17 protein-coding genes and 3 tRNA genes are annotated in these 14,469 nt (G+C 58.6%); 11 read left to right on the top strand and 9 right to left on the bottom strand.

All coding sequences use genetic code 11. The features are described from left to right. Positions 1–206: 206 nt before the first annotated feature. The 3 genes from MHY22_RS09400 to MHY22_RS09390 all read left to right on the top strand — a co-directional run bounded on the left by MHY22_RS09400 (position 207) and on the right by MHY22_RS09390 (position 1,855). Entirely contained in the window at positions 207–947 is a 741-nt protein-coding gene (locus MHY22_RS09400) for a hypothetical protein (RefSeq protein ID WP_239279059.1), read from the top strand. A gap of 133 nt (positions 948–1,080) precedes the next feature. After that, positions 1,081–1,284: a hypothetical protein gene (locus MHY22_RS09395; protein WP_005326240.1), complete on the top strand. Its 204-nt coding sequence runs from the start codon at positions 1,081–1,083 to the stop codon at positions 1,282–1,284. A gap of 100 nt (positions 1,285–1,384) precedes the next feature. Next, positions 1,385–1,855, top strand: coding sequence for a GNAT family N-acetyltransferase (locus MHY22_RS09390; RefSeq protein ID WP_238801888.1), 471 nt, complete (start codon positions 1,385–1,387; stop codon positions 1,853–1,855). A 2-nt stretch (positions 1,856–1,857) separates the two neighbouring features. On the opposite strand, the gene MHY22_RS09385 is transcribed toward MHY22_RS09390, so the two are convergent. Next, a complete protein-coding gene (locus tag MHY22_RS09385) occupies positions 1,858–2,100 on the bottom strand; it encodes a hypothetical protein (protein WP_239279058.1) in 243 nt (80 codons plus the stop codon). A 248-nt stretch (positions 2,101–2,348) separates the two neighbouring features. Further along, positions 2,349–2,421, bottom strand: a tRNA-Ala gene (locus MHY22_RS09380). A gap of 157 nt (positions 2,422–2,578) precedes the next feature. On the opposite strand from MHY22_RS09380, the gene MHY22_RS09375 reads away from it, so the two are divergent. Continuing rightward, positions 2,579–3,442, top strand: a complete 864-nt coding sequence (locus tag MHY22_RS09375; protein WP_239279057.1) for a polysaccharide deacetylase family protein — start codon at positions 2,579–2,581, stop codon at positions 3,440–3,442. Then, positions 3,442–3,990 carry a DNA-3-methyladenine glycosylase gene (locus tag MHY22_RS09370; RefSeq protein ID WP_239279056.1) on the top strand — a complete coding sequence of 183 codons (549 nt, stop codon included), beginning with the start codon at positions 3,442–3,444 and terminating at the stop codon, positions 3,988–3,990. The genes MHY22_RS09375 and MHY22_RS09370 overlap by 1 nt, the downstream gene beginning before the upstream one ends. An 18-nt stretch (positions 3,991–4,008) precedes the next feature. On the opposite strand, the gene MHY22_RS09365 is transcribed toward MHY22_RS09370, so the two are convergent. Beyond that, entirely contained in the window at positions 4,009–4,494 is a 486-nt protein-coding gene (locus tag MHY22_RS09365; protein ID WP_239279054.1) for a MarR family winged helix-turn-helix transcriptional regulator, read from the bottom strand. Between the two features lie 185 nt (positions 4,495–4,679). Between MHY22_RS09365 and MHY22_RS09360 the strand changes: the two genes are divergently transcribed. Then, positions 4,680–5,420: a DUF4352 domain-containing protein gene (locus MHY22_RS09360; RefSeq protein ID WP_239279053.1), complete on the top strand. Its 741-nt coding sequence runs from the start codon at positions 4,680–4,682 to the stop codon at positions 5,418–5,420. A gap of 146 nt (positions 5,421–5,566) precedes the next feature. Here the strand turns inward: MHY22_RS09360 and MHY22_RS09355 are convergent, their stop codons facing one another. The 5 genes from MHY22_RS09355 to gyrA form a co-directional block, all read right to left on the bottom strand. Continuing rightward, positions 5,567–5,926: an MmcQ/YjbR family DNA-binding protein gene (locus MHY22_RS09355; RefSeq protein WP_239279052.1), complete on the bottom strand. Its 360-nt coding sequence runs from the start codon at positions 5,924–5,926 to the stop codon at positions 5,567–5,569. A 213-nt stretch (positions 5,927–6,139) separates the two neighbouring features. Further along, positions 6,140–6,212 (bottom strand) — tRNA-Ala (locus MHY22_RS09350). Positions 6,213–6,221: 9 nt separating this feature from the next. Then, a tRNA-Ile gene (locus MHY22_RS09345) sits at positions 6,222–6,298 on the bottom strand. Between the two features lie 162 nt (positions 6,299–6,460). After that, positions 6,461–6,799, bottom strand: coding sequence for a DUF3566 domain-containing protein (locus tag MHY22_RS09340; RefSeq protein WP_049378050.1), 339 nt, complete (start codon positions 6,797–6,799; stop codon positions 6,461–6,463). Between the two features lie 3 nt (positions 6,800–6,802). Then, on the bottom strand, positions 6,803–9,355 hold the full coding sequence (gene gyrA / locus MHY22_RS09335) for a DNA gyrase subunit A (RefSeq protein WP_150850210.1): 2,553 nt from the start codon (positions 9,353–9,355) through the stop codon (positions 6,803–6,805). A gap of 79 nt (positions 9,356–9,434) precedes the next feature. On the opposite strand from gyrA, the gene MHY22_RS09330 reads away from it, so the two are divergent. The 5 genes from MHY22_RS09330 to MHY22_RS09310 are packed head-to-tail and all read left to right on the top strand — an operon-like array spanning position 9,435 to position 12,294. Further along, complete coding sequence (locus MHY22_RS09330; protein WP_239279051.1) at positions 9,435–9,656, top strand: CopG family transcriptional regulator; 222 nt, start codon at positions 9,435–9,437, stop codon at positions 9,654–9,656. Between the two features lie 6 nt (positions 9,657–9,662). Next, on the top strand, positions 9,663–9,923 hold the full coding sequence (locus MHY22_RS09325; protein WP_225746211.1) for a cell filamentation protein Fic: 261 nt from the start codon (positions 9,663–9,665) through the stop codon (positions 9,921–9,923). A 38-nt stretch (positions 9,924–9,961) separates the two neighbouring features. After that, entirely contained in the window at positions 9,962–10,318 is a 357-nt protein-coding gene (locus tag MHY22_RS09320; protein WP_239279050.1) for a hypothetical protein, read from the top strand. 20 nt (positions 10,319–10,338) lie between these two features. Then, on the top strand, positions 10,339–10,776 hold the full coding sequence (locus tag MHY22_RS09315; RefSeq protein ID WP_239279049.1) for a hypothetical protein: 438 nt from the start codon (positions 10,339–10,341) through the stop codon (positions 10,774–10,776). A 42-nt stretch (positions 10,777–10,818) separates the two neighbouring features. After that, positions 10,819–12,294 carry an MFS transporter gene (locus tag MHY22_RS09310; RefSeq protein ID WP_239279048.1) on the top strand — a complete coding sequence of 492 codons (1,476 nt, stop codon included), beginning with the start codon at positions 10,819–10,821 and terminating at the stop codon, positions 12,292–12,294. Positions 12,295–12,364: 70 nt separating this feature from the next. On the opposite strand, the gene gyrB is transcribed toward MHY22_RS09310, so the two are convergent. After that, positions 12,365–14,434 carry a DNA topoisomerase (ATP-hydrolyzing) subunit B gene (gene gyrB / locus MHY22_RS09305; RefSeq protein WP_239279047.1) on the bottom strand — a complete coding sequence of 690 codons (2,070 nt, stop codon included), beginning with the start codon at positions 14,432–14,434 and terminating at the stop codon, positions 12,365–12,367. Positions 14,435–14,469: the final 35 nt, after the last annotated feature.

The raw sequence follows: 14,469 nt of genomic DNA, 5'->3' as shown, positions 1-14,469 counted from the left end.
TTTCAATGGTGATACCTTTGCAAGCCCACAAACTGCGAGGTTGACGAAAAATCGGGTGAATAATAATCGTTAATTCTGAACCAAGCGGTCTATTTCTAGCGCGTTCCCCCTGCACGCCACGACGCCAACGGTGGTACACCAACCACCACGTCACTATGCTGGGTGAAAGCGAATTGATAAATCTGAGTTAAGGAGTGTTCCACCCCATGAACCCCACCACGCTGAACGTGGCCTTTAAGACCGCATCGAACCTGTGGAGCCAGTTCAATAACTACCGCGAAGAAAAGTCCCGCGAGGCCTACACCGCCCTGGAAGAGGCCGCGCAGAAGATGGACGAGCGCGATAACGGCACCTTCGCCGAGCCGCGCCGCCAAGCAGGCGCCGTTACCCGCGCCGCACACTCTCGCCTCGAGCGCGCCCTGGAGGAGTTCAACGACTACCGCGAAGACGCCACCGAGCGCCTGAACGACGCCAAGGAAGAGGCCACCAAGAAGGCTAAGAAGGCCCGCAAGCAGGCCAAGAAGGATTCTCAGAAGGCCCAGAAGAACTTCAAGAAGAAGTCCGCCAAGGTAGCCAAGAAGCAGAAGAAGAATAAGAAGTCCTCTAAGGGTTGGATCTTCGCCGGCATCATCGCCCTGCTGTCCGCTGCGGCCGGTGCCGCCTATTACTGGCTGCGCTCCAACGACAAGCCGTCCCAGACCCCGCCGCGCGTGGATGACTTCCAGTCCGATTCCCACACCGCTCCGGAGTCCACCTTGGTCTACACCTCCACCAGCGAGAATGACACCCAGTCTGACCTCGTTGAAGAAGGTGCCGTACGCGATGAGGAGCTCCTCGGTTCCATCGATGAGCAGCTGGCCAAGCACCGAGAGGAAGAAGCAGCTCAGCCGGCCGATACCACCCGCGTTACCGATGACCACCAAAACGAGGGCAAGCACCGCCTGTAAACCGAGGAATAAATACGCTTACCACCCCGCCGTGGGGGTACGTGTAGCGTTGTCTAGATCTCATTGCTTTGCCTAAACAAAAGTCTCTTGATTGAATTCCCACATTAGGGATCTTTCTACAAGGAGATGAACAATGAGCTTTGAGTCCCTCACCGTCAAGCTCAAAGACGGCTCAACGTACTACTTCCCGGCGGGCGCGGTGTCCAAAGACCCTTCCTCTCGCGTGGACAACCTGCGCTTCGCCATCGATAACGGAACCACCTTCCACTCCGTGGATGAGGCCGGCATCGAGCGCGAGTTCAACGGTCACGACGTCCGCAATTACCACCTAGCCTAAGCGTTAGCACAATCCCTTCCCCGCAGGTCACCAACCTGTGCGGAGGGGATTTTCGCATGCCCACCCCCACGCTGCTGCCTCGCCGTCTATCGTGGATCTTATGGAACTTCGCGCAACGCAGGAATCTGACCGCACCTACCTCGCCCGCCTCAACTTTCTTACCGATACTTTCGGTGACGAGCACGGCGAGCTCTCCCCCGACTTCGCCGATGATTTCGCCTTCTACGTGGAAAATTGGGATCCCAACCAGGGCGGTTTCATCGCCTGGCAGGAGCTCGTCCCGGCTGGCGGCGTGTGGCTCAACTGGGGTACGGAGGACAATCACGGCTTTGGCTTTGTCGAACCCGCCATTCCGGAGCTCGCCATCGCGGTCGAGGCCCGCTATAAGGGCCAGGGCATTGCCACCGCGCTTATCGACGCCGCCATTTCCCTCGCCCAGACCCTGCGCGCCCCCGGCATCTCGCTAGCCGTCCACCCCGATAATCCCCGCGCCAAGGGCCTCTACGAGCACCTCGGCTTCGAGCACGTGGGCAGCCACAAGGATCACTTTGTGATGGTCAAGCGCTTCTAAATCTAACGCAGGCGGGCGTGGGTGACGTAGATCGGCTCGTTATCCACGGCCGTCTTAAATTCTTCGGTCAGGCCAGCCATAACTGCCTCACGCGCCTCTTCGCGGGTGCTGTGAAAGCTCACAACCTCACCATCCACCGCGGCTTCGCCGCGCTTGCGCACTACAACGAATTCCGCGCCCTCCGGCGCCGCAACTTCCTTGTCTGCGGAGGTAAAGGGATCACTGTAGCGAACATTGGCAGTCATGGTTGGTCTCCTAGTGGTATCGCGGGACAGTAATGATTCCCCGTTCACTGTACTGAAAGTTTCTCCCCCGCGACCTTGCACACTTCCGCCCTCTTCTTTCACTGTTCACGATTTTCGTCCATATAAACCGGCAAAACCGTCGACGAAAACCACGGTTTGTATGGACGAAAATCGCTAAATCAACCCCCTGAACCCCTCCACATAGAAAAAGTCCGGCCCCTCCGAAGAGGAAACCGGACTTCATACTGTGGAGCATAGGAGAATCGAACTCCTGACCTTCTGCTTGCAAAGCAGATGCTCTACCAATTGAGCTAATGCCCCAGTGCCTAAGTACTTTACTACCGCAGGCGAAGTAACTCCAAACCTGAACCACTCAAATCACTTTGGCCACTTTAGGCATGTCCTATCACTTCAGTTACAGGCAGGCGCTAGGGTCATGGGCACATCGTGTCCACTTTCCCTCATCCTTAGGAAGACTATGCGCCGCATTCTCACCTCCGCCCTCACCGTGCTCGTCGCCGCTGCCGTTCCGGCGGCCGCTAACGCACAGTTGCCGCAGATTCCACAGCTGCCTGCGTCCTCCAGCTCAAACATCCAAGACGAAATCAACCACCGCATCGATGACGCCCGCGCACAGGTCGAGGACATCTCCTCCAAGGCCTTCCCCCACAAGACTCCTAAGCAGAAGGCGCCCACCCCGGCCAAGGAGAAGCAAACAGAGGCGCGCAATAGTGGTGGCGTCGACTGTGCCAACTGCGTAGCTATCACCTACGACGACGGCCCAGGCGCCGAAACCAGCCGCCTGCTGGACAAGCTCAAAGCAAAGAACGCGCACGCAAGCTTCATGGTTCTCGCCCCTAGTGCTGAGCAGCACCCTGAGCTCCTCAAACGCATGAAGGCCGAGGGCCACACCATCGGCAACCACACCAAGAGCCACCGCCAACTCAACACGCTGTCCCCTGAGCAGGTATCCCAGGAAATCGACGCCGGCAACGCCGCTATTAAGAAGGCCACCGGCCAGGGCACGCGCTGGGTACGCCCGCCCTACGGCGCTACCAACGCCACCGTGGATCAGGTAGCCCGCGATAAGGGCGTCTCCCAGGCGCTATGGGACGTCGACACCGTGGATTGGAAAGATCGCAACTCTGAGCACGTCTGTTCCTCGGCCGTGCAGGGTGCCCGCGCCGGCTCCATCGTCTTGATGCATGATATCCACCCCACCACCGTGGACGCTGCCGATTGCGTCATCGATGGCCTACGCGCCAAGGGCCTCGAACCTGTGAGCCTGGATCGCCTCCTGCGCACCCCTGTGGCAGGTAAGCGCTACTACGCTCGTGGTTAATGATTGATTTTGCCCTGACTGCCGACGCCGTCGCTCCCCAACTCCTCGGCTGCACCCTCACCCATGCCGGGGTGAGCATCCGCCTCACTGAGGTCGAGGCTTACCTAGGCGCCGAGGACTCCGCGGCACACACCTTCAATGGCAAGACCCCGCGTAATGCGGCCATGTTCGGTCCGCCGGGCAGGTTTTACGTCTATATTTCTTACGGCATCCACCGCAACGTCAATATCGTCTGTGCCCCTGAAGGCACTGGCCAGGGCTGTCTGCTGCGTGGCGGTGAAATCATCGAGGGCGCCGACATCGCCTTCGCCCGCCGCGGCACCTCTGATTTTCATAACCTCGCCCGCGGACCGGGAAACCTTGGCAAGGCCCTCGGCTTCACGCTCGAAGACAACCACCAACCAATACAGCTTGTCGAGCGAACCACCGAGCCAGAATGGGTGCGCGGACCGCGTATCGGTATCTCCAAAAACAAGGAAGCGGCCCTACGGTTTTGGATCCCCTTCGATAAAACCGTCTCGGGCCGCCGCGGCTATCCCAAGAAATAGCCCTGCTCGTTTCGCTACTTAATAGCGCCCGCCGTAGCGCTCATCATTCTCGATGGCCTTAATGATCCGCTGATTAATTTGCAGCATCTGGCGAATCTGCGTACGGGTGAGGCTATCCATGACGGACTTCCGCGCCTGCTTAGCGTGCCCTGGCGCAGTCTCAACTACCTTGTCCCAGCCGCTATCCGTCAGCTGTGCCATGGTGGTGCGCCCATCAGTCGGGCACGGCTGGCGCACAACCCACCCCTGCTTTTCTAAGCGCGTAACGACCTGGCTCAAACGAGACAGAGATCCGTTCGCAGTCAATGCAAGGTCACGCATGCGCATTTCGCGATTCTCTGCTTCAGAAAGCCGCGAGAGCACCGTGTACTCAAAAAAGCTCAGACCTGCGTCATCACGCAACTGAGCATCCAAAATATTGGTCAAGCGAATATTTACGCTCATTAGGGACATAAATGATGCCAGTTCTTCATCATTTAGCCAGAAGTCATCGCGCTCGGTCATGAGATTTATCTTAACAACAAGGCTTTAAATCTAAAGTGACTCGCCACTCCCCGAACGCCAATTCACAGCCCAAGTCTTTACCCCAGTTTATAACACCATTATTTGTTCTTGTTGACCTAGCAACATTAAAATTTTAACGATGCGAAGAAGTTCGCACCATCATCTCTCTCTGAAGGAGTACCCCTTTGTCTACACCTCAATTTCCCGACCCCAATAACCAAGACGATAGCCCATACGGGCAGCAGCCCTATGGTGCTCAACAGCCAAATCCCCAGCAGCCCTATGGTGCCCAGCAGCCAAACCCACAGCAGGGTTACGGCGTTCCTCAGCAGCCGGGCTTCGCGACCCCTCAGCAGCCCCAAAAGAAGAAAGGCGGCTGCATGAAGTGGGGTCTTATCATTCTCGGAATCATCGTTGTCATCGGAATTATCAGCGCGATTGCAGGAGGAGGGGATTCGAACGATTCCTCCTCTAATTCTGGCTCTCAGGGCTCTGAGTCTTCCAACAATGCGTCTAACAATGACGAGGGAAATGAAGCGCCCGCCAAGGATGAGTCCACTGAATTCGCACTGGGTGAAACCTACACCACCAAGGACGGGCTAGAAATTACAATCAACAATGCTCAGCCTTCCACCGATGTTTTCGGCGACACCTATCTTGGAGCTGAAGTCACTTACGTGAACAACAGCGATAAGGAGAAGGACTTTAATCCTTTCGACTGGAGCGTTCAGACTCCGGCCGGTGTAGTCTCCGATTACGCTATCAATGGATTTGATGACCAGCTAGATTCGGGCAAACTAACCCCAGGTGGCACCGTTACTGGAAGCCTTTACTTTGAAGGCGCGGACCCAGGTGAATACCGTCTAATTTGGAAGCCCACTTTCTCTTTCAGCTCCGATACTGCAACTTGGGTTTCTACTATCTAACCCATCCCAATTAAAGCCCCAGATTTCCTCTGGGGCTATTTTCGTTTTTACTACTTATAAATTCATCTGGTACTGAATTTGAACCTCAAATCCAACCCCCTGAGAACTCTCCCCAAAGATACTTTGCGGCCGCAAGTTCCTTTCGCCTAAATCGGCCGCTGCGCTCTCGGCAGCTTTTCCACCACCAAACGGTAGGAATCCGTCACCAGCTCCTCTATCAGCTGTTGGTGCAACTCTGCGTGCGGATAGACAGAAACCCAGTGCTTCTTATTCATGTGATACCCCGGCGCAATGAACGGGTATTGCTGCCGTAGAGCCTGTCCGTCTTCCGGGTCGGCCTTAACAATCATTTGCTCTTGGCCGGTCACCGCGGTCAACAACAAGAAAACCTTGCCGCGGACTTTGAATACTTCCCAGTCGGGACCAAAAGGACGCTGCGCCTGCGAGCCGAGCATCTCTCCGGCGCGTTGGCGGGCAACCGCGTAGATACCACTGCCATCCATCATCGGCTCCCTTCTCTGAGACTAGGCTGGCGCTGCTTTCACCATTTACGTCCATATAAACCGGCAAAACCGTCGACGAAAACTGCGGTTTGTATGGACGAAAGTAGTAATCCCAGCCGATTCCCCCACCATTGTGGCACTTCTCAGGACGCTTAGGCACGAGCGCGGAAATGAAAAAGTCCGGCTCCTCCGAAGAGGAAGCCGGACTTCATGCTGTGGAGCATAGGAGAATCGAACTCCTGACCTTCTGCTTGCAAAGCAGATGCTCTACCAATTGAGCTAATGCCCCATTGTTCCGTGGTGGGCCTAGCTGGAATCGAACCAGCGACCTCATCGTTATCAGCGATGCGCTCTAACCGACTGAGCTATAGGCCCTTGTGCGGAACGAGAATTAACTCTACATACTATCCCCGGATTTACACAAATCGCCTGCTCAACAGATATTTCTAGCCGGTGACAAGAAGGGGAAGATTCGCACGAAAGAAAGAAAAATACCGGTACCCGAAGGTACCGGCATCTTCAAACGCAAGAGAGGCGCTAGCGGTTATCTAGGTCGACCCGCAGGCCGCCAAAGACGTCCACGATGGCGTTGTAAATAACCGCCATCAGTGGTGCCAGCAACGTAAGAAGAACGGCGAAAATAACGCCGATAAGCGCGGAGGCGGAGATGATGACACCGAAGGTGACCTCGAATCCGCCACCCACGCCGCCGACGAGGCTATTGAGCGATTCCCAAATGCCCACCTGGTTCAGACCGATGTAGAGCAGGCATACGGCCAGCATCCAGGCGATGAGTCCGACGAGTGACAAAGCCAGACCAACGCGGAAAGCGGAGGTGGGCGAGATTCGCGTAATCGTTACGTCTCGTCGTGCCATTAATTACTCCTCATCCTTGGAAGCATCGCCAGCCTTGTGCTCCTGCTGGACCTCATCCACGGTCTTTTCGCCCTTGGCTACAGCCTGAGCGTCTTCCTCACCATCTTCTTCGACGTTGCGGTCGATGGCAAGCAGTTCGACGTCATCAGCTAGGTTCACCAAGCGCACGCCCATGGTCGCACGGGAGGACGGACGAATCTGATCCACCTCGGTGCGGATGACGCCGCCGGCGGAGGTGATGGCGAAGATCTCGTCATCCTCATCGACGGAGATGGCGCCGATGAGCTTGCCGCGCTTCGGGGTGTACTTGAAGGTCATAACACCCAAGCCACCGCGGCCCTGCGGGGTGTATTCCTCAATGGCGGTGCGCTTGCCATAGCCGCCAGAGGTGGCGACCAGAAGGAACTCGCCATCGTGGACCACGGACATGGACAGCAGCTGGTCATCGCCGCGGAAGCGCATGCCCTTCACACCGGCGGTAGCGCGGCCCATGGGGCGCAGCTGGTCATCGTCGGCAGTAAAGCGGATAGCCTGGCCCTGCTCGGAGGTAAGCAGGATGTCATCGCCCTCGGAGACGAGCTGTGCGCCGATGAGCGCATCGCCCTCATTGAGGTTGATGGCGATAAGGCCAGCGGAACGCGCGGACTCGTAATCGGTCAGGCGGGACTTCTTCACGCGGCCCTGCTGGGTGGCGAGAACCAGGTAAGGAGCGTCCTCGTAGGACTGAATCTGGATGACCTGCGCGATCTTTTCTTCCGGCTGGAATTCCAGCAGGTTAGCCACGTGCTGGCCGCGTGCGGCGCGACCGCCCTCGGGCAGCTCATAGGCCTTGAGGCGGTAGACGCGGCCAAAGTTGGTAAAGAACAAGATCCAGTCGTGCGTGGAGCAGACGAAGAAGTTCTTCACAATATCGTCCTGCTTGAGCTCAGCGCCGCGCACGCCCTTGCCACCGCGCTTTTGCGCCTTATAGGAATCCACCTTGGTGCGCTTAGCGTAGCCGGTAGAGGTAATGGTGACCACGACGTTCTCGCGGGCAATGAGGTCCTCATCGGTGACATCGCCGGTGGCCGGGATGATCTCGGTGCGGCGTTCATCACCATACTTATCGACGATCTCTGCCAGCTCATCGTGGACAATCTGGCGCTGGCGCTCCTCGCGGGCGAGGATGTCCTTCAGGTCGGCGATCTCGCGCTCGATCTCGGCCAACTCGTCGATGATCTTCTGGCGCTCCAGGGCAGCCAGCTTGCGCAGCTGCATGGCCAGGATGGCATCGGCCTGGATATCGTCGACGTCGAGAAGCTCCTTCAAGCCTTCGCGAGCCTCGTCCACGGTGGGCGAACGGCGGATAAGGGCGATGACCTCATCCAGCATGTCTAGTGCCTTGACCAAACCGCGCAAGATGTGGGCGCGCTTCTCGGCCTCGTTCAAGCGGTACTGGGTACGGCGAACGATGACCTCGATCTGGTGCTCCACGTAGTAGCGCAGCATCTGATCCAGGCGGAGGGTGCGCGGCACGCCGTCAACAATGGAAAGCATGTTGGCACCGAAGGAGGTCTGCAGCTGGGAGTGCTTGTAGAGGTTATTGAGCACCACGCGAGCCACAGCGTCGCGCTTGAGGGTGACCACGATGCGCATGCCCACGCGGTCAGAGGACTCATCCTCAATCTTGGAAATGCCCGCAATCTTGCCGCTGGCCACGGACTCCGCGATATTGGAGATGAGGTTATCCGGGTTGACCTGGAACGGCAGCTCGGTAATCACGATGGTCTGACGGGAGCCAGACTCCTCGATGGAGGTCACACCGCGCATGCGGATGGAGCCGCGGCCGGTGGTGTAGGCATCCTTAATGCCCTGATCGCCCACAATGAGGCCGGCGGTGGGGAAATCCGGGCCCTTGACGCGTTCCATGCAGGCTTCCAGCGCAGTCTCTTCGTCTGCGTCTGGGTTATCCAGCATCCAGTAGATGGCCTCGGCCAGCTCGTTGAGGTTATGCGGCGGGATATTGGTGGCCATACCCACGGCAATGCCGCCAGAACCGTTCATGAGCAGGTTCGGAACGCGGGATGGCAGGACGTCCGGCTCGCTGGTCTTGCCATCGTAGTTGGGCGAGAAGTCCACGGTGTTCTCGCGGATATCGCGCACCATCTCCATAGCCAACGGGGTGAGCTTACACTCCGTATAACGCATTGCTGCTGGGCCATCGTTACCGCGGGAGCCGAAGTTACCCTGACCATCCACCAGCGGATAGCGCATGTTCCAGGACTGAGCCAGACGCACCAAGGTGTCATAAATGGCGGAGTCACCGTGCGGGTGGAACTGACCCATGGTGTCCGAGACCGGACGGGCGGACTTCACGTAGCCGCGCTCCGGGCGGTAACCGGAATCGAACATCGCGTAGAGGATACGGCGGTGCACCGGCTTCAGGCCATCGCGCACCTCCGGCAGGGCGCGGCCGACGATGACGGACATGGCGTAGTCGATGTAGCTCGACTCCATCTCCTCATTAATGTCAATGGGAAATATGCGATCAAAAAGATCGTCGTTATTGTCACTCATAACCCCAAATTCTACCCTCTAGCGCCTTTCAGGACTCGAATTGCCGCACGGGTAGTATCACCGTGGTATCACTTGAGGCATGGCGATGACATTGCGACTTACGGACGAACAGGATCACGCACTGACGCTACTGGCCTCCGCGCAGGGCACCTCCAAGCACGAGGCGGTGGTGCGCGCCATCGTTGCGGCCGCAGCCCGCACGCTTGCCGACGCCCACGTGCAGTCCACCGCCCGCACCCTCCTCCCCGGCCGCACTGAGCTGGAGGCGGAAATCCGCCGTGCCCGGCCCGCACAGTCCTAGGCAAGCATGACTACTGAACAGCTCTACCTCTTAGCCCGCGAATTTTGCGCTCGTTTTAACGTCCGCATCACCAACTTCGCCGCCCTGGCGGCCGCGGCGGCTGCGAGCACCGCCAAGGTGGAAGGAATAGCCATTCATGACAACCACCGCGATGCCGCCCGCGCCATGGCGGAGGTATTAGCCCGCGTGCCAGCGCTTAACGGGTATAACGCAGAGTTCGCAAAGTTCAGCGCGCGCGTCTACCTTAGTGTTAAAGAAGTTACCTAAGTTACTGGGGATAGTGACCCAAGAAAGGAACTACCACCATGTCCCGCTTCAAGAAGATTGCCGCCTCGAGCCTGACCGCCGTAGCGCTAGCTGCCACCGCCGTCACTGCTCCTACCGCCACCGCCGCTGATGCCGATTCCTGGAAAGAAACGGTAAATCCGGACTTTCAGCCGGGCGAGACCGGTGGTTCCTCTACCGGTTCTTCCCAGCTGGATCTCACCTTGATTATCACCGCCGCGGCCGCTGGCGTCACCGCACTGGCCAGCGCAGTAGCCCTCTACTCCCCTAATGTCGATTTGGAGAAGGCGGCGCGCGATGCTGGCTTGAACCAGATCGCCGATCAGATTGCTGCCATTCAGGCCACCCTCCCTGGCCTGCCGGGCCAGCCCGCCTAACTCGCGTAAGGTGGTGCAGCATGGCACATCTTTCTGAACTTATGTCGGGTCCGCAGCGCACTGCGGTGATTAACGATTGCGGCGAGCTGGTTGAGGGGGTCGTCGCCAAGCAATCGGGCATTACCGGCATGGCGCTCAAGGGCGCCGTCGCCGCCGCGAAGAAGGTAGACTCCGCCATCATCACCAAGGCCCTAGGCCGCGTGCTGCCGGATATCCTCGATGCCTTGGATCCGCACTGGCAGGAATTTTCGGAAACCTCCGAGCAGGATTTCGGTTCCTTCCTGGAGCCGCGCAGCGCCCAGGTGAGCGATTCCATCATGTCGGTGGCCGATAAGCACGCCGAGCAGATTAACTCCCCCGCGCTGTCTAAGCCTTATAACTCCTTGCGCGGCAAGGCCTCGAAATTCCTCACCCCTGCGGTGCCGGATTTCGGCCGCGTGCTGCAGAAGCACATGTAGTTTCCGCGCGGTTGAACCTAGAACAAACCGCAGAGTATAAGTGTGGAAGTGACTACTTCCGCAGCTAACCAGACCGAGTACCCCGCCGGCCAAGATCCCGCCCGCTGGCGGGTACTTATCGTTTTGCTCACGGCGCTGTTCATGTCCCTGCTGAGCGTGTCGATCGTGAACGTAGCCCTGCCCTCGATTCAATCGGGCCTGGGAGCCTCTGAGTCTGATGTGCAATGGGTGCTCTCCGGCTATGCGCTCACCTTTGGTGTCATCCTTGTGGCGTCCGGCCGTGCCGGAGATCTCTTCGGCCGCGGCGGCATCTTCCTAGCAGGCATTGCTATCTATTCCCTCAGCGCCGCCGTCGCCGGCTTTGCCCCCAACGCGGAGGCACTCAACGCCGCCCGCTTTATCCAAGGCATAGGCGCTGGGCTGCTCAATCCGCAGGGCGTGGGAATGATCCAGCAGTACTTCCGCGGTCCGGAACGCGCCCGCGCCTTCGGCTACTTTGGCTCCACGGTAGGCATCGCTGTGGCTATCGGACCGGTACTGGGCGGCCTGCTCATTCGCCTCGGCGGCGCGGACCTAGGTTGGCGGCTGACCATGCTGGTCAATTTCCCCGTCGGCCTTATTGCCATCATCTTAGGATTACTGTGGTTTCCGCGGCCGCTGTTTTCCCGCGTGCGCGATGAAAATGGCAATAAACTGGGCACCTTCAAGGCCCTTGCCACCCTGGATCCCATCGGTGCGGTGATCCTCGGTGCTGCAGTGTGGGCCATCCTCTTCCCCTTCATGGAATCGTCCGCTTCCCCGGCCGTGTGGTGGCTCCTACTGCTGGGCGCCGTCCTCCTTGTGGGATGGGTGCTATGGGAGCGCCGCCACAAGGCCACCGGCCATCCGCCAATGGTGGATCTCACTATCTTCGCCACCCCGAGTTTTCGCAATGGCACCATCATCGCCACCTTGTGGTTTATGGGTATTACCAGCATTTGGGTGCTCGTGGCACTCTACTTCCAAAGCGGACTCGGACACTCCGCCCTGGCTGCCGGATCCGTAGGCATTCCGGCTGCCTTGTTGAGCTCCATATCTGCCACACTGGCCGGTCGATCCGTTTCTGTTTATGGGCGCAAGGTCGTGGTACTTGGCATGCTGGTGACCATCTTCGGTCTGGTGGCCACAATTGCGCTTATCTGGGCCACCGAGCAGTGGGGAGCCAGCGAATGGTGGATGGTCCTTTCGCTGGCCTTTGTTGGCGGTGGCCAAGGCTCGGTCATCTCCCCCAACCAAACGCTCACCTTGGCGCACGTTCCACAGGCCTACGCCGGATCGTCCGGCGCCGTCCTCCAAACCGGCCAGCGCATTGGTACGGCCATTGGGCTTGCCGTTATTACGGCCATCGTTTTTGCCACCTTGCACGGCACAAGCGCGGACTGGCCGCTGTCCATCATTGCTGGCTTCGGCGTCATCCTCGCCATGTGCCTCGCTTCCCTGGGATTCGCCATAGCGGATCAGCGCAGCTCCCAGGCCTAGGCCCGGCGCTTTCCGACGCCACAATTAAAGCCCACCGCGGTAATTCCACGGTGGGCTTTGTGCTGCGCTATTAGATATCCAGGAAGCGGACGTCCTTCGCGCGGCGGGTAATGAAGGAGCGGCGAGCCGAGACGTCATCACCCATGAGGATGGAGAAGAGCTCATCGGCGCGCTGCGCGTCTTCCAGATCCACGCGGCGCAGGATGCGGGTGCTCGGGTCAAGCGTGGTCTCCCACAGCTCGGCGGCGTTCATCTCGCCCAGACCCTTGTAGCGCTGGATGCCGTCATCCTTGTTGATCTTGCGGTTTTGCTCCAAGCCCTCGGCCAGCAGCTTATCGCGCTCGGCGTCGGAAAAAGCATAGCCCGGAGTACCCTTAGACCACTTGAGCTTGTACAGCGGCGGGTTAGCCAAGAACACGTGGCCATCCTCAACCAGCTGCGGCATGAAGCGGAAGAGCAAGGTCAGAAGCAGCGTAGCGATGTGCTGACCGTCAACGTCGGCATCGGCCATGAGCACGATCTTGTCGTAGCGCAGCTTCTTGATATCAAATTCCTCGTGGATGCCGGTACCCAGCGCGGTAATAATCGCCTGGACCTCGGCATTCTTGAGGACCTTATCCATGCGGGCCTTCTCCACGTTCAGGATCTTGCCGCGCAGCGGCAAGATGGCCTGGAACATGGAATCGCGGCCACCCTTAGCGGAGCCACCTGCGGAGTCACCCTCCACGATGTAGAGCTCAGAAATCTTCGGATCCTTCGAGCGACAATCTGCAAGCTTGCCTGGCAGGCCGCCGAGGTCGGTGGCGGACTTGCGGCGCACCATCTCGCGAGCCTTGCGGGCAGCCATGCGAGCATGCGCGGAGGAAACAGCCTTATTGATAATGGCCTTGGCCTCTGCCGGGTTGGCATCGAACCAGTCATTGACGTGCTCGTTGACCGCGCGCTGGACAAAACCCTTGATCTCGGAATTGCCCAGCTTGGTCTTAGTCTGGCCCTCGAACTGCGGGTCGCCCACCTTGACGGAAATGACGGCCGCCAAGCCTTCGCGGCAGTCATCGCCGGAAAGGTTGCCGTCCTTTTCCTTGAGGAGCTTATGCTCCTTGGCGTAGCGGTTCATCAGAGAAGTCAGGGCCGCACGGAAGCCCTCTTCGTGCGTGCCGCCCTCGTGGGTGTTGATGGTATTAGCAAAGGTGTGAACGGACTGCTTATAGCCCTGATTCCACTGCAGCGCTACCTCGACCTCGTGATCCTCGCCCTTCGCATCGAAGGAAACGATGGTCGGGTGGATCGCGGTCTTGGACTTATTGAGGTACTTGACGTAGTCGGTCAAGCCTTCCGGGTAGTGGAAGGTTACCTTCTTGCGGCGCTTCTTATCTGCCGCAGCGTCCTTCGCCTCGCCGGATTCTTCGTTGAAGGTATCGCCGGCGTCCGGGGCATCATCGAAAGAAGTCTCATCCGCGCTGGTCTCACCGGATTCTGCATCAGCGATCTCTTCCAGCTCGATCTGCTCTTCGGTGACGCGCTCGTCAATGAGCTCAATGCTCAGGCCCTTATTCAGGAAGGCCATTTCCTGCAGGCGGCGCGAAATGGTGTCGTAATCGTACTCGGTAGTTTCAAAAACTTCCGGGTCCGCCCAGAAACGGATCTTGGTACCCGTGCCGCGGGCATTGCCGCCCTCAACCAGATCATCCGGGATGGCGTTCTGGAAGTTTTGGTACCAGTGCTTGCCGTCGCGCTTAATCTCCGCCTCCACGCGGGTAGAAAGCGCGTTGACCACGGAAATACCGACACCATGCAGGCCGCCGGAAACGGCGTAGGAGTCGGAGTCGAACTTACCGCCGGCGTGCAGCTGGGTCATGACCACCTGGACGGTAGGTGCACCAGAGGCGTGCATTTCTACCGGAATGCCACGGCCATTATCGATGACCTCTACGCCGCCATCTTCCAGCAGCTTGACGGTAACCTTATCGGCGTAGCCGGCCATGGCCTCATCGACGGAGTTATCAACAATCTCCCAAATGAGGTGGTGCAGGCCGCGCGAACCGGTCGAACCAATGTACATGCCGGGGCGCTTACGGACAGCCTCGAGGCCCTCCAGGATCGTAATTGACCCGGCATCATATGCGTGTTCTTCAGCCACGGATTCGTGCTCTCCTTTTGGCTATAGCTAATTCT

The sequence above is a fragment of the Corynebacterium sp. ACRPO genome (assembly GCF_022347205.1).
GTDB lineage: Bacteria > Actinomycetota > Actinomycetes > Mycobacteriales > Mycobacteriaceae > Corynebacterium.
Note: the sequence above shows the minus strand (reverse complement) of the source record. Positions and strands in the feature narration are given on the sequence as shown.